Here is a 14,930-nt window from a genome sequence, read left to right on the forward strand (position 1 = left end):
TCACAGGGAGATATGGGGAGGTGATATGATGATGGCTGGGAGGGAGCTGCACCGAAATGGCCGTTAACCAGTCGCCGATGTATCAGAAGGCCGAGGAGCGGTATCGCTCGGCGGGCAGCCCGGCGGAGCGGGTGGCGGCGCTGGAGGAGATGCTGCGGCTGGTGCCGAAGCATAAGGCGAGCGAGAAGTTGCAGGCGTCGCTCAAGCAGAAGCTCAAGGCCGCGCGGGAAGAGACGCAGCGACCGCACGCCAAGGGGGGCGGAGGGCAACACGACCTCTTTCACGTGCCGCGACAAGGGGCGGGGCAGGTCGTCTTGCTCGGGGCTGCCAATGTGGGGAAGAGTTCCATCGTTGGGGCATTGACCCATGCGAAGGTGGAGATCGCGGAGTTTCCGTATTCGACACACGTGGCGGTGCCGGGCATGGCGCATCATGAGGATGTCCCGATCCAGTTGGTGGACATGCCGCCGCTGATGACCGGGCACGCCCCGCCGGGGATGTCGGCGGCGTATCGGTCGGCGGACGTTGTACTGGTGGTCGTTGATCTGTCGGCGATTGAGCTGCTCGATCAGTATGAACAGCCGCTGGCGTACTTGCGCGAACATCGATTGCGGGCGGTGTCGACGGCGACGGTTGAACTGGAGGAAGATGAGGAGGCGGCTCTTCCGAAGCGCGTGGTTGTGGCGGCGAACAAGTGCGACACGGCGCAGGCGGCGGAGAATCTTGCGGGCATGCGCGAACTCTGCGGAGAAGATTTGAAGACGGTTGCCGTTTCGGCGACGACGGGCGAGGGGCTGGGGGGGATGATGGCGGAGTTGTTCGCGCTGTTGAACGTGATTCGCGTGTATGCGAAGAAGCCGGGCAAGCCGGTGGATAAAGAGGCGCCGTTCATACTGCCGGTGGGAGCGACGGTTCACGACATGGCGCACCTTGTGCATAAGGACCTGGCGGAGAAGCTCAAGGGGGCGCGGATCTGGGGAGGGACGGTGCACGATGGGCAGCAGGTGCATGCGACGCATGTGTTGACGGATAAGAACGTGGTGGAATTACACTTTTGACTCATGACAGGTGATTTCACGGGCCTCGAATGATTAGTTCAATACTCACGGCCGGCAGGGGCGCCGGCCGCTACCTGGAAGGAGTGCCATGAAAAAGATCGCGGTGTGTTTGAGCGGGTGCGGGTTTTTGGATGGGGCGGAGATTCATGAGGCGGTGCTGACGTTGCTGGCGATCGATCAGGCGGGGGCGCAGGCGGTGTGTTGCGCGCCGGATGTGGCGCAGGCGGGGGTGATCGATCATGTGACGAAGCGACCGGCGAAGGAGGGGCGGAATGTGCTGGTGGAGTCGGCGCGGATTGCGCGGGGGGAGATCAAGGACATCAAGGAGGTGCGGGCGGCGGATATTGATGCGCTGATTTTTCCCGGCGGGTTCGGGGCGGCGAAGAATCTGTGTACGTTCGCCGAGCAGGGGGCGAACTGCACAGTGAATCCCGGCGTGGAGCGGCTGGCGGGGGAGATGCTCGACGCGAAAAAGCCGATCGGGGCGATCTGCATTGCGCCGGCGCTGCTGTCGCGGATCGTGGGGAAGAAAGATCTGCACCCGAAGCTGACCATCGGGACGGATAAGGACACGGCGGCGGCGATCAACGCGATGGGAGCGCAGCACTGCGACTGCGCGGTCACCGAGATGGTGACGGATGAGCAGCACAAGATTGTGTCGACGCCGGCGTATATGTTGGGGCGGGGACCGGCGGAGGTGTTTGAGGGGATACGAAAGCTGGTGAATGAAGTATTGCGGATGGCGTAAAACACTTACGCCGGGAGAACTCGCTCCCGATTCCAATCGAAGCACCACATCGCCAGTCTTGCTTGCCTATCAACCGAGCCAAGCATATCCTCGTCCGATGCGTTTGGGTGCGGACAGAGAGCGGAGTAGGATTCGCCGCGAATCGTAACAGCCTGTCTGAGGAGATGAGTATGACGAATGGTCAAGTTCGTTGCTTTGGGAAGTGGTCGGCAATCTGCGCCGCCCTCGCGGTCATCGCGGCGTCCGGACAGGCGTGTCCACCGGAGATGCCGGGTTCGGCAACGAGTTTGGCAGGGCTTTGGACCGGAGTGATTGGCGGCGAGACGACGGTCACCACGATCCAAGACGCGCCCTCGCCTCCGAATACCAACGATCAGACCCTCGACCAGACCGGCTTTACTTCATCGAACCTGGTCATCGGGTTCAACGACGCAGGACTGCCGACGACCCTTCCGCTGGCGGTTTCGGCATTCGGCTCATTTTTTTCATCGCAGCCGGTCACGGCTTTTAACGCCGGCGAGATGCAGACGATCTCATTTTCCAGCAATTCCACGTCTCCCAGCGGGGCAATGCACGCTATCACCAGCGAAACAACCTTCACGACAACACTGACGGTCACAGAATCGGTCCTGACGTCGGACCATTTTCGGGTGGTGTACGCGACAACGAATATCACGGATCAAATGACGACTTTCACCGACCCGGCGATCGATCCGCAGGAGTTTGCCCAATCGTCGACCGGAACGCTCATCGTGGAGGCCACGGCAGACGGGGGCGTGGTGATGTTTTCGATGGATTTCAATAACAACGGAACCTCCGTACGAACCCTGTCGGGGAACACCTCGACGGGCAATGGCTTTGCGGTGGGGAGCTTGAGCGGGACGCTGCTGCCGGGGACCGGCGTCGTTCCCCAGCAGAACTGAAGGAGCGAGGTCATGAAAAATCGGATGTACGGTTGTTTGGGCAAGTGGTCGGGATTATGCGCTGCCCTTGCGCTGTGGGCGGCATCGGGTCAGGCGTGCCCGCCGGAGATGCCGGTTCCGGTGCCGTCCCTGACCGGGGTTTGGACGGGACCGGTCAGCGGCGAGGCGACGGGGAACACCAGGTTTCCGCCCCTGCCACCCAATCCCAATGATCAGACTTCTGAGAGCACGGCACAAACCGTAGAGAGCGTACAGATTGTGTTCGATGACAGCTTACGGCTTGTCAAGGTTCCCCTGGTGGTTTCGGCTTTCGGCGGTTCATTTTCTGAACAATCAGTGACGGTCTTTAATGTCGGGGAGGTGCAAACGGTCTCGAACTCATCCAGCGACACGATTCCTTCCGGTACGGCGGACACCAACACCCTTGAATTCACCTTTACGACGACCTTCACCGTCGTCGAGTCCACGGCGACCATGGATCATTTTCATGTCGTTTACGAGATGGCGAATGTTGGGATTTTCAACCAGACCGGGACGGCCCCTAATTTCCCGTCGTCGTCGTCGACGACTTCGTCCATCGGTACACTCGCCTTTGACGGCACGGTGGTCGATGGCCAATTGATGTTCTCGGCGGATTTCAACATCAATGGGACCTCTACAAACGTTTCCAATATGAGCATCCGTACGGGTAACGGCTTCGTCGTCGGGAGTGTCGTGGGAACGCTGGAGGCCAACTAGGCGACCGTCGGTGCGGCGACGAACCTGGGAAGCAGATTTGCCATCTGGAGCCTCATTGGTACACTGCGGCGAGTTCGTAGGCGGATGAGCACGCAGAATGAAAGAAGGTAGTGCGGGCGGCCCTCCGTCCGCTCGTCCGACGGATGAAGGAGTAAGCGATGAAGAGTCAGAGGCTGTCTCGTGTCGGTAAGGGGTCGGCGTTGAGCGTACTTGCGGCGCTCTTTGCCGCCTCCGGTCAGGCTTGTCCGCCGGAGATGCCGAATGCCGGATCCCTGCCCGGGCTTTGGACAGGATCCATCAGTGGCGATGTCACGTTGAACACGCTCCTCAACATGCCGGATCCTCCCAATCCCAATTCACAAACTTCGGAATCTACAGTTCATATTACGCGAGAAGTGCAGATTGTGTTTGACCCCGCCGGGCGACCCACGACTCTTCCGCTCGTCAATTCCGCGTTTGGTACTTCGTTGGACGTACAAGTGGTGACGGCGTTCAACCCCGGCGAGACACAAACCATCACTTCGACCACCACGGTGACTAGTCCCACCGGCGCGACGGATACCGTGACCAGTGAACAAACGAATTCCACCACGTTGACGGTGACGGAATCGATCCTCACGGCCGACCATTTCCGCGTCGTGTACTCCACCGCCGCGACGACGATGTTCTCGACTACCGGGACGGCCGTTGGGTTCATGCCATCGTCACAGTTGTTTTCCTCGACGGGAACGCTCACGTACGACGCCATGGCGACGGGCGGTCACGTAGTGTTCTCCATGGACTTCAACAACACCGGGACCGTCGAGTTTGAATCGATGGGAGTCATGACGACGGGTAACGGATTTTCGGTGGGCAGTCTTTCCGGGACGCTGGCGGCGGATTAGAGAAATGGACGATCGTTCAGCTACAAAGCGAGTCGAGCCATGAACAACCCCCATCGACTTCTTGGCAAGTGGTCGGCGTTTATCGCGGCCGCGGCGCTCGTCGCGGCCTCCGGCCAGGCGTGTCCGCCGGACATGACTGCCGGGCTTCCCGCGTCATCCCTGGCCGGACTTTGGACGGGGCAAGTCGGCGGTGACGTGACGTCGATTCTCCATATCAATGCACCGGATCCGCCAAACCCGAACCCTCTCAACGTTGATCTGGTAATTCCAGTGTCACAGCGCCTCACGATCCAATTCACGCAAGCCGGTTTGCCTGTGGCGCTGCTTCTTCCCGTTGGGGTCTTCGAGCCCTCGTTCTCACTTCAGGCGGTGACCGCCTTTAACGTCGGCGAGACGCAAACCATTCCGGAGATTACTGAATTCACCGACCCCGACGGGGTGGCGGACACGACTACCGGCCTGGCGAATGAATCTATCGGGCTGACCGTCATGGAGTCCACGTTATCAGCGGATCATTTTCGGGTCGTTTACGCGACGACGCAGACTGTGGAATTTACGCTGACAGGGACGGCCCCCGGCTTTATGGGGATCATGCAGACGACTTCGTCCACGGGAACGCTGACCATCGACGCCACGGCCATGGGAGACTTCGTGTCATTTTCGATGGATTTCAACACCAACGGGTCGATCGAAGTTGACGATGGCGGGATGATGGTTTCGGGAAACACATTTTCGGTTGGCAGCCTTTCGGGGCTGTTGGCATCTGATGAGGGCGATCGCTAAGCGATCATCCCGACATCGGTGCGAACGTATTCTAAGTCACAGCGGGCCGGACGATCGAGGTTCCTATAGTGATGATGGTGCGCGCGGCGAGTAGCCCGTGCGCGAGCCTGTGTAACTTCTCGATAACCGAGGAGCCGGGATGCGGATCGCGCAGGTGGCGCCGTTGATTGAGAGCGTTCCCCCCAAGCTGTACGGCGGGACGGAGCGCGTAGTTTCCTATTTAACGGAGGCCCTGGTTGAATTGGGGCATGAGGTGACGCTGTTTGCCAGCGGTGATTCAAACACGCGGGCCCGCCTGGTATCGCCCTGCGAGCAGGCGCTGCGGCTGGGGAATGGCTGTGCTGACCCGTTGGCGCATCTGTTCGTCATGCTGGAGATGGTGTTTCAGCGGGCGGCTCAATTCGACGTGATTCACTTTCACATCGACTACCTGCACTTTCCGCTCTCACGGCGGTTTGGGCCGCAGACGGTCACGACGCTGCATGGCCGGCTGGATATCGCCGATCTGGTCCCGATCTATCGGGAATTTTCGGAGATGCCGGTCGTGTCGATCTCCGACGCCCAGCAGGCGCCGCTACCGTGGGTGAACTGGGTGGACACCGTGCCCCACGGTTTGCCGGACCTGTATCAATTTCGCGACGGGAGCGGAGGGTACCTTGCGTTTTTGGGTCGGATTTCTCCCGAGAAACGGCTGGACCGGGCGATCACGATCGCGCGGCGCGTGGGAATGAAATTGCGAGTGGCGGCCAAGATCGATTCCGCCGATCGGGCGTATTTCGAGAAGGAGATCGCGCCGTTGTTGACGACGCCGGGCGTGGAGTTTGTGGGGGAAATCGGAGAAGATCAAAAGGAGGAGTTTCTCGGGGACGCGGCGGCGCTGCTGTTCCCGATCGACTGGCCGGAGCCGTTTGGACTGGTGATGATCGAGGCGCTGGCGTGCGGGACGCCGGTGATCGCGTATCGGCGGGGATCGACGCCGGAGGTGGTCGTCGACGGCGTGACAGGGTTCCTGGTGGAGGATATTGAGGGCGCCGTCAAGGCGGTGCGGCGGCTGGATCGGGTCGACCGACGGCGCTGCCGCGATTATTTCGAGGGCCATTTCACGGCGGAGCGGATGGCGCGGGATTATCTGAACGTGTACGCGAGGCTGTGCAGTCTCCATGAATACAGCACGACTGCGGCGTGATCGGCAGGAAATCATCCTCGTGGATGAGCAGTTTTACGTGCTGGCCGCGTCGTCGCGGGCGGACGATCGCACGCGCGTGCTCAAGCATGGCGACACGTTCGGGGTATTTGATCGGTATGGCGACGTGCAGCCGGCCGGAATCGGAGAACAGGGGCTGTATCACGAGGGGACGCGCTATCTCTCGCGGTACGAACTTTTCCTGGGAACGTCGCGTCCGCTGCTCCTTAGTTCGAACGTGGGGGAAGACAACCTGGTCCTGACGGCGGACCTGATGAACCCCGATCTCGCGAACGGGGACCATTCGGCGGCAATCCCGCGCGGCAGCGTACACGTTTTGCGATCGCGCCTGATCCGCGATGCGACGTGCTACGAGCAACTGCGGTTGCGAAATTTCGGTCTGCAACCGGTGAGTTTTTTGCTGGCCTTGCGGATGGCGGCGGATTACGCGGATATGTTTGAGATTCGAGGGATCGAGCGGACGCGGCGGGGGCGACTCTCTTCTCCGGCGGTGACGGACGATGCGCTCACGCTGGGGTACGAGGGATTGGACGGCGTGCGGCGTTTCACGCGCGTCTCCTGCGAGCCGCCGCCGGATCGCATGTCGGACGAGGGAATGGAGTTTGACGTGCAGTTGGGCGCGCGGGAAGAGCGGGTGCTGGAGTTGCAGATTCAGTGCACGGCCTCAGAGGTCTGGGCAGCGCGCGACGAGGGGTTTGATCGGTCGCTGTCGCGCTCCGTGGAAGAGATGCGGTCGCACCTCTCGGCGACGTGCGAGGTCACCACGTCGAACGAGCAGTTTAATGACTGGCTGTATCGATCGCGGAGCGACTTGCTTCTGATGCTGACGGAGATGAACCACGGGCCGTACCCGTACGCCGGCATCCCCTGGTTCAGCACGGTGTTCGGGCGCGACGGGATTGTGACGGCGCTACAGACGATGTGGCTGGATCCGAATATCGCGCGCGGGGTGCTCTCCTATCTGGCGGCAACGCAAGGAGACCGCGTGGTCGATGTACTGGACGAGGAACCGGGAAAGATCATCCACGAGGTTCGCCGGGGAGAGATGGCGGCGACCGGAGAGGTCCCGTATGGGCGTTACTACGGGAGCGTGGATTCGACGCCGTTGTTTATCGTATTGGCGGGTGAATACTATCGAGCGACGGGGGATCGGGAGTTTTGCGCGCGGCTGTGGCCGCACGTGGAGCGGGCGCTGGAGTGGATCGATCGCTTCGGCGACGCCGATGGCGACGGGTTCGTGGAGTACGCGTCGCATTCTCCGGGGGGCTTGAGAAACCAGGGTTGGAAAGACTCCGGGGATTGCATTTTTCACGCGGATGGAACCCTGGCGGAAGGGCCGATTGCGCTGTGCGAGGAACAAGGTTACGTGTATGCCGCACTCGATCGCGCGGCTGAGATGTGCGAGGCGCTGGAGTGCCGGACGCGGGCAGAGAGCTTAAGCCGGCGGGCGGAGGAACTGCGCGAGCGGTTTTGTCGGACATTTTGGGATGACACACTGGGACTGTACGTGTTGGCGCTGGACGGGGAGAAGCGACCTTGCCGAGTCGCGGCGTCCAATGCGGGGCAATGCTTGTTTACGGGGATCGCCCGGCCCGAGCATGCTCAGCGGATCGCCGAACGGTTGATGGATCGCCCGATGTTCAGCGGATGGGGCTTGCGGACGCTGGCGGACGATCAGGCGCGGTACAACCCGATGTCGTATCACAACGGATCGGTCTGGCCGCACGACAATTCGCTGATCGCGCTAGGGTTGGCGCGGTATGGGCAGACGGAGGCGGCGTCTCGGCTTTTGGGCGCCATGCTCGATGTTTCCCTCTTCGTGGAGTCGCATCGGTTGCCGGAATTGTTCTGCGGGTTTGAACGCCGCGGGGGCGAAGGGCCCATCCTTTATCCGCTGGCCTGCTCACCGCAATCGTGGGCGGCAGGGGCCGTGTTTCTGATGCTGCAGGCGTGCATGGGCCTGCGCGTTCGGGCAGACCGGAGGGAGGTCGTATTCGATCAGCCGACGCTGCCGGAGTTCCTGCAGCGTGTACACATGCGGAATCTGCCGGTCGGTACACAACGAATCGACGTCGTGCTGGAGCGCGGTGTGGGCGACGTGTCGGTGCGCCTGACGCGGCGAGCGCCGGGGGTGCGGGTCGTGACCGTCAAATAGGCCGACCCACGCCAAGTCAAATCATCAGAATCTGAAAAAGCTGAACCCATGCACCGGGTTACTGAGAGCCCGAAGCGAACCTTCGCAGGAACCCCAGGCTGTCCGCCTGCGACGCCGCCTCGTTAAAGACGGAGAGGGTGTCGGAGAAAATGCCGTTCAGCTTGACGAAGACCGACTCGTACACGTCCAGTGAGCCCTGGTACACGATCCCCGCCAGGATGCGGGCGTTGTCGATGAGAGCGTCGCGATTGTAGGCCCAGCGATCCGGGTCGAGCAGCTGCGGTTCGAACTCGTCGCGATAGCGCGCCCGCAGGGCGTCGAACTCCGCCTGGCGTCCTTCAACAATTGTGGACGAGGCGTCTCCCCGGTCGGCCGCCGCGCGGTAATAGGCCCCCATCGTCACATAGAGGGCGATGACGTAGTCGTCGATGACTTTTTTGTCCGCGAAGCGCGACCGCGCGGCGACGGCTTCGGCGGAGTCGGCCCCGTAGGTCTGCTCGAAAAAGGTCTGCGCCGCCTGGCGGCCGACGAACGTCGCCATACCTTCGTTGAAGTTTCCGTCGCCGATCTTGAAGATCGTGGTGTGCAGCATTTCGTGGAGAATGAGTTCGGCCAACTCGATCTCATCCATCTTGAGGTTCGACTGCCGCACGGGATCGGCGATGAACCCGAGCGTCGAAAAGCCGGGCGTCCGGCCGAAGAAGACGTCGTACCCATTCGCGATCAGGGCGTCGGCCTCGGCGCGGGCCAGGGATTCGTCGAAGAACCCCTTGGTCGAAATTGCGCCGACGAACGGCAGGTCCCAGCGAAACGGTGTGAGGCTGTCCTTCGCGCTGGCGGAGATCACAAAGGCCGCCGGCTCCATCCCGTTCATTTCAAAAACCGTGTAAGCATCCGTCTCGCGCAGTCCGATCCGCTCGATGCCGAACAGTCGTACCTCCTGCACCAGGCGAAGCTTCGCCTTCTCTTCCTCCGAGATTTCCGGATCGTCTAACGCATCGGCGATGGGCATGACGCGGACCGAGCGCGACAACTGTCCGAAGGCCAGGTGCAGGAAATAACCGCCGTCGCAGCCGGCAAGCCAAAGCGCGCAGGCGGCCGTGAAGCTCCAGCGAATTCGCGCGCCCAACGGCATGGAACGACCCCTCTCAAACATCAACGAGGATACCCCCCATTTTACCCCGTCTCAGGCTCCCGGCCAAATCGGAAAGACGCCATCTTGGCTTCTGGGCTGGTTCCCAAAAAAGAAGCCCGCCGAACACCTCGGCGGGCTTCGCAAGTGAATCCAGGGGTGGCACGGTCTGACCGCAAAGCGGGCAGGCCGTGTTGGATCCCGGCGCGCCGGGACTCCACGGCCTCGCTGCTGCGAGACCGTGCCACCCGAACTGTCAATTAGACGGACCTCTAACCGCGCGTGCTCGTCCCCGTAATGTCCATCATCTTTTCCTTGCCGAGGAGGCCCTTGTGGTATTCCGACCAGGTCCATTCGATGGTGTTGTCGTCGGGCATCTTCATCGTGCCCTCGCCCACCGTTTCCATCCCCATCGCCGGGTTGCGGCTGCTGGCATCCAACGACCATGTCCGAGTCTGCTCGTTGTACGTCATCCAGCCCTCGCCGGACCCACCGTGGCTGTCAAACCACCATGACCGGTATTTCTTCTTGGCGGGATCCCACGTGTACATTCCGATCATGGACATCTTCCCCATCTCGCCCATGTCGGCGTCCATCTGCTCCATGATGTAGCGGCCGTCACACACCGACGTGATGGTGTTGCGGCCGGTCCCGGTCATCGTCTTGTCCGTGCCGGCCATCTTCATCTGGCTCGTGCCGTTCCAGGATCCGATCCACTTGTCGAGGTGCGCCATTTCCGGTGCGCGCGGCGGCGGCTTCATGTCCTGCATGCCTTGCATGTTCTGCCCGGGCTGTTGACACCCGGCAAGGGCAGCGCCGACGACACACGCGGCCAGGCCGGCCATCAGGTTTCTACGATACATGGGAAATTCTCCTATGAGGTTTCGGTTGGCATCCCGCCCCGCGGCGAGAGCGCATTCGCGAGTGTACGTGCCCCAGCCGGACGTGAAAAGATAGGGCCCTCGCCTCGGGAGCCGTCGGTTTCATCTTGAGAATGCGACAGTTAGCTCAGGAGGGCGTGGACGAGCCCGGCGTTTTCTCCTCCTTTATGTCCCATTACCGGACATGTCATCGTTGTGCGGGCCTATACGGAACGATACCTATGGTTGGCGGGGAAGGCCTCAGCTTACCATTCCCAGAGGTTGTTGCGTCCGGGGAGAATCGGAACCCATCGTGTGGGCACCATCCCAACTCGGTTGTACCTCGTCCCATGAACCAGGAGGCCGCGCCAGTACGAGATGCTCTCGCCGCGCTGCGTGAGGCGTGCATCAGTTGCCAATCGCTCATCGGAGCGGCCGGGGGCGTGGTGGAGGACTCCCAGTTTCGCCGGCGGTTGGACGAGCGCCGCGCGGCTTGGACACAGATATCCCAAACGTGCGCCTCGCTGCTTCAGGAATTCGGAGAATCGCCTGAAGAGGAACCCACGATTGCGCCGACACTGCACCGCGCGTGGGTCAAGATCAAGGCCGCTATTGATGACGAAAAGGGTATTGTGAAGGAATGTCTGCGGCGCGAAGACATGGTGCGCGAAAAGCTCGAAACGGCGTTGCGGTACGATTTGTCCCCCTCGACTCGCTCGAAATTGCGCGCTGTTCTCGATCGCGTCGTCTCGCTCGATGTGCCGCCTTGACCGTCGATTCCGCCGCGGGCGGTGTGTTCCTGTACGCACCTTGTCGGCGTGGGCAGCGCAACTCTCCATCGAGTTTTCCTGCGATTGACCGCGGGGAGGTAAGTCCCTGCGCCGCCCCGGGGGGCGACGCCTGGCCCGGGCCCGGGGCCCACGGATCCTCCGTCGATGATTCCGATCCTGCGACCGGACAGAAGTTATCCGGAGCCCTGTCGGGAGTAGTATATAATAGAGATGACCGGGTATTTGTCCGCTTGCATCAATCCCGCCGGGCCGCGGGAGGACGGGTGTCATGGATCTTCATGCACCGAGCAATCTATGGGGAGTCGCTTCGGGCATGAAGTCTCGGAACGACTATTCTCAGTCGGTCGGGGACGCGGAGGAAGGGCGGTCCTCCGAGCGCGAGGCGCTCGCGCGGCTGCAGGCCGTCGTCGGAACCGCGGTTGACGGGATCATTACCATCGACGATCGCGGGGTGATCGAATCCGTTAATCCGGCGGTCGTCCGCCTCTTTGGATATTCCGAGGAAGAATTGATCGGGCAGAACGTCCGTGTCCTCATGCCCGAGCCCTTTCGCGGCGAGCATGATCGTTACCTTTCCAACTATCGCGAAACCGGCGAGCGCAAGATCATCGGGATCGGCCGCGAGGTCCGGGGCCGCCGCCGCGATGGAAGCGTGTTTCCCCTGGAACTTGCGGTCAGCGAGACGTGGCTGGGCGAGCGGAGGATCTTCACGGGGATGGTCCGGGACATCAGCGCGCGGGTCCGTTCGGAACAGGCCCTGCGCGAGAGCGAGGAGCGTTTCGCCGCGTTCATGCGTTATTTGCCCGGCGCCGCCTGGATGAAAGACCTGTCCGGCCGTTACGTTTATGCGAACCTCGAAGCCGAGGCCGTCTTTAATACGCCCCTGGAACACCTTCGCGGAAAAACCGACGAAGATATTTTTCCCGTCGAGACGGCCCGGCAGTTTCGCGAGAACGACCGGCGGGCGATCGAAGAGGGGGGCAGCCTTCAGACGATCGAAGTGCTCCAACAGAAAGACGGCGTGACACATCGTTCGATGGTTCGGAAGTTCACCGTTCCCGGATACGACGGCGAGCCCGCCTATGTCGCCGGCGTCGCCTTTGACATCACCGACTGGCTGGCCGCGGAAGAGGGCCTCCGCGCCAGCGAGGAACGCTTCCGGCGAATGGCGGACAGCGCCCCGGTCATGATCTGGATGAGCGGGACCGACCGGCGCTGTACCTGGTTTAATCGCTCCTGGCTCACGTTTACCGGCCGAACGTTGACGCAGGAATTGGGCGAGGGCTGGTTGGAAGTCGTTCATCCCGACGATCGCGAGCGATGCATGGAAATCTATGTCGCCGCGTTCAACCGGCGCGATCCATTCGAGATGGAGTTTCGTCATCGCCGCTACGATGGAGAATACCGCTGGGTCCTCGACGCGGGGGTGCCGTTGATCCGCGACGACGGATCATTTACCGGCTACATCGGTTCCTGCCTCGACATTACCGACCGGCGACGCAGTGAGGAAATTCTGCGCGGCCGCGTTCGGGAGCGGGCGGTGGAACTCGCCCAGGCCAACGAGCGCCTGCGCGAGGAGGTGGAGCAGCGCCGGCGCGCCGAAACCCTGCTGGCCCATGAGAACCACATCCTCGAACTCGTTGCCGCCGGGGGAGCGCTGGGGATCGTCCTGGAAACTTTATGCCACACACTGGAAGAACTCATGCCGGGTGCGAAATGCGTGATGCGCTTGCCGCCTCATCCTGCGCCGGTCAATTCGGGGACCAACGGCCGATCGCCCGTCGACCCCCGGCCCATCTCCGGCGTTGACATTTTCGGGTCGCACGCGGTCGTCGGCCCTCCGCCGCCGTTGTGCGGCAAACGAACCATTGTCGAGGCGGTGTCCGGTGATCGGATCGGCATCATGCGCCGCCGGCGGGGGTTTCTCTCTTATTGGATCGAGCCGATCCTCGCTCCCAACGGCGATCTGTTGGGTGTGGTCGCGGTCTACGGGACCGCGGAAGGCGCGCCTTCGCCTTCCGCCCTCGCTTCCGTCGACGCCGTGGTGCGCCTCGCCGCCCTGGCGCTGGAGCGGGCCAGCGCCGAAGAACGCGCCCGACACCAGCTCGCGCAATTGGCCCACGTCTCGCGTCTCGCGACGATGGGAGAAATGGCCTCCGGACTGGCGCACGAACTGAACCAGCCGCTCTGCGCGATCGTCAACTTCGCCGAAGCCTGCGTGGAACTGGTGCAGTCGGATCACGCCGATCCTGCGGAACTGCAAAGGGCTTTTTCCGACGTGGCCAAGCAGGCCGAGCGCGCCGGCGAGGTCATTCGGCGCCTCCGCGAATTCGTCCGCCGGCGCACCCCCGAGCGCCAACCCATCGATCCCAACGACATCGTTCGTGAGGTGTTGGCCCTGACCCAGCCCGAAGCGCGGCGCGATGAGATCCAGGTGCGTCTGAAGCTGGCCTCTCGTCCCTTGTCCGTCATGGCCGACCCGATTCAGCTTCAGCAGGTCATGGTCAATCTGGTGCGCAACGCCTGTGATGCCATGCGCCAATCTCCGCCCAACAAGCGCGTCCTGACCATCCAGACCGCACAGCAAAAGGACCTCGTTGAAGTGCAGGTCAGCGACAGCGGCGCGGGGGTGCCCGAGCCCCTTCGTGAAAAACTCTTCGAGCCGTTCTTCAGCACCAAGCACGAAGGCCTGGGCCTGGGCCTGTCCATCAGCCGATCGATCCTGGAAGTTCATAGCGGTCGTATCTGGGCGACGCCCAACGGCGCCCGGGGTACGACCTTTCATTTCACCCTTCCTTCACTTCGGAGAAAAAAGCCATGAACCAACAACAAGCCGATGTAGGTGTCGCCCAACGCATCACCTTTGCTTCGGAGAAAAGACCGATGAACCAACAACCGACCGTATTCGTGGTGGATGACGATCAGCCGGTTCGCAAGTCGCTGGACATGCTGATTCGATCCGTCGGGCTGCCGGTGGAGACCTACGCCTCCGCGCAGGAGTTTCTGGAAGCCTACCGGCCCGAGCGTCCCGGTTGTCTGGTGCTCGACGTGCGCATGCCGCGGATGAGCGGGCTTGAGCTGCAGGAGCACTTCAACGCGCAGGGCGTGAAGATTCCGATCATCTTCGTGTCCGGTCACGGCGACGTGCCGATCGCGGTCCGCGCCATCAAGAACGGCGCGGTGCAGTTCATGGAGAAGCCGTTCAGCAAGCAGCTCCTCCTGGAATTCGTCCACGAGGCCCTGCATCGCGACGCCCGGCAGCGCGAGGGCCAGGCCGAGCACTCCAAGATCCAGGCCAAGCTCGACCAGTTGACGGATCGCGAGCGGCAGGTCATGGAGCGTGTCGTCGCCGGCAAGGTCAGCAAGGAAGTGGCCGCCGAACTGGGCATCAGCAAGAAGACCGTGGATGTGCATCGGGCTCGCGTGATGAACAAGATCGGCGTCGAATCGGTCGCCGAACTGGTGGAAATGGTCCTGCGCGTCCGCCCGCCGAGCACGCCCGCGCCGTCCTGACATCGAAACCGTCTCTGATGAAGATCAGCGGCGGTACTCTCGCATCATGCGCCGACCTCTCATTCGCGATGGATCCGCCGCCTGCCCCTGAAGCACGTTACTGCCGCTCGACCGTCATCCCGCTTGAGGACCCATCCACAC

The 14,930-nt window shown here is 62.0% G+C and carries 13 protein-coding genes; 11 read left to right on the forward strand and 2 right to left on the reverse strand.

Annotation, left to right across the window (positions count from 1 at the left end; all coding sequences use genetic code 11):
- Window positions 1-56: 56 nt before the first annotated feature.
- From VJZ71_16930 to VJZ71_16965, 8 genes are all read left to right on the forward strand, one after another.
- On the forward strand, window positions 57-1,058 hold the full coding sequence (locus tag VJZ71_16930; protein HKQ49761.1) for a GTPase: 1,002 nt from the start codon (window positions 57-59) through the stop codon (window positions 1,056-1,058).
- An 88-nt stretch (window positions 1,059-1,146) separates the two neighbouring features.
- Window positions 1,147-1,806 (forward strand): isoprenoid biosynthesis glyoxalase ElbB, encoded by a 660-nt coding sequence (elbB, locus tag VJZ71_16935; protein HKQ49762.1) that lies wholly within the window; start codon window positions 1,147-1,149, stop codon window positions 1,804-1,806.
- Between the two features lie 170 nt (window positions 1,807-1,976).
- Entirely contained in the window at window positions 1,977-2,729 is a 753-nt protein-coding gene (locus tag VJZ71_16940) for a hypothetical protein (protein HKQ49763.1), read from the forward strand.
- Between the two features lie 12 nt (window positions 2,730-2,741).
- On the forward strand, window positions 2,742-3,467 hold the full coding sequence (locus VJZ71_16945) for a hypothetical protein (protein ID HKQ49764.1): 726 nt from the start codon (window positions 2,742-2,744) through the stop codon (window positions 3,465-3,467).
- A gap of 158 nt (window positions 3,468-3,625) precedes the next feature.
- Window positions 3,626-4,351: a hypothetical protein gene (locus tag VJZ71_16950; GenBank protein ID HKQ49765.1), complete on the forward strand. Its 726-nt coding sequence runs from the start codon at window positions 3,626-3,628 to the stop codon at window positions 4,349-4,351.
- A 39-nt stretch (window positions 4,352-4,390) separates the two neighbouring features.
- Entirely contained in the window at window positions 4,391-5,134 is a 744-nt protein-coding gene (locus VJZ71_16955) for a hypothetical protein (GenBank protein HKQ49766.1), read from the forward strand.
- Between the two features lie 139 nt (window positions 5,135-5,273).
- Window positions 5,274-6,320: a glycosyltransferase family 4 protein gene (locus VJZ71_16960; protein HKQ49767.1), complete on the forward strand. Its 1,047-nt coding sequence runs from the start codon at window positions 5,274-5,276 to the stop codon at window positions 6,318-6,320.
- Window positions 6,295-8,493 (forward strand): amylo-alpha-1,6-glucosidase, encoded by a 2,199-nt coding sequence (locus VJZ71_16965; GenBank protein ID HKQ49768.1) that lies wholly within the window; start codon window positions 6,295-6,297, stop codon window positions 8,491-8,493. The genes VJZ71_16960 and VJZ71_16965 overlap by 26 nt, the downstream gene beginning before the upstream one ends.
- 58 nt (window positions 8,494-8,551) lie before the next feature.
- Here VJZ71_16965 and VJZ71_16970 read toward each other — a convergent pair whose 3' ends face one another.
- The gene (locus tag VJZ71_16970) at window positions 8,552-9,628 is read right to left on the reverse strand and encodes an aminopeptidase (GenBank protein HKQ49769.1); all 1,077 of its coding nucleotides are present in this window, start codon (window positions 9,626-9,628) and stop codon (window positions 8,552-8,554) included.
- Window positions 9,629-9,897: 269 nt separating this feature from the next.
- Window positions 9,898-10,488 carry a DUF1579 family protein gene (locus VJZ71_16975; protein HKQ49770.1) on the reverse strand — a complete coding sequence of 197 codons (591 nt, stop codon included), beginning with the start codon at window positions 10,486-10,488 and terminating at the stop codon, window positions 9,898-9,900.
- Between the two features lie 347 nt (window positions 10,489-10,835).
- Between VJZ71_16975 and VJZ71_16980 the strand changes: the two genes are divergently transcribed.
- From VJZ71_16980 to VJZ71_16990, 3 genes are all read left to right on the forward strand, one after another.
- Window positions 10,836-11,255: a PA2169 family four-helix-bundle protein gene (locus tag VJZ71_16980; protein HKQ49771.1), complete on the forward strand. Its 420-nt coding sequence runs from the start codon at window positions 10,836-10,838 to the stop codon at window positions 11,253-11,255.
- Window positions 11,256-11,589: 334 nt separating this feature from the next.
- Window positions 11,590-14,097, forward strand: a complete 2,508-nt coding sequence (locus VJZ71_16985; GenBank protein ID HKQ49772.1) for a PAS domain S-box protein — start codon at window positions 11,590-11,592, stop codon at window positions 14,095-14,097.
- Entirely contained in the window at window positions 14,094-14,789 is a 696-nt protein-coding gene (locus VJZ71_16990; GenBank protein ID HKQ49773.1) for a response regulator transcription factor, read from the forward strand. The genes VJZ71_16985 and VJZ71_16990 overlap by 4 nt, the downstream gene beginning before the upstream one ends.
- The last annotated feature ends 141 nt before the right edge of the window (window positions 14,790-14,930 follow it).

The sequence above is a fragment of the Phycisphaerae bacterium genome, from assembly GCA_035275405.1.
Taxonomy (GTDB): domain Bacteria; phylum Planctomycetota; class Phycisphaerae; order UBA1845; family UTPLA1; genus DATEMU01.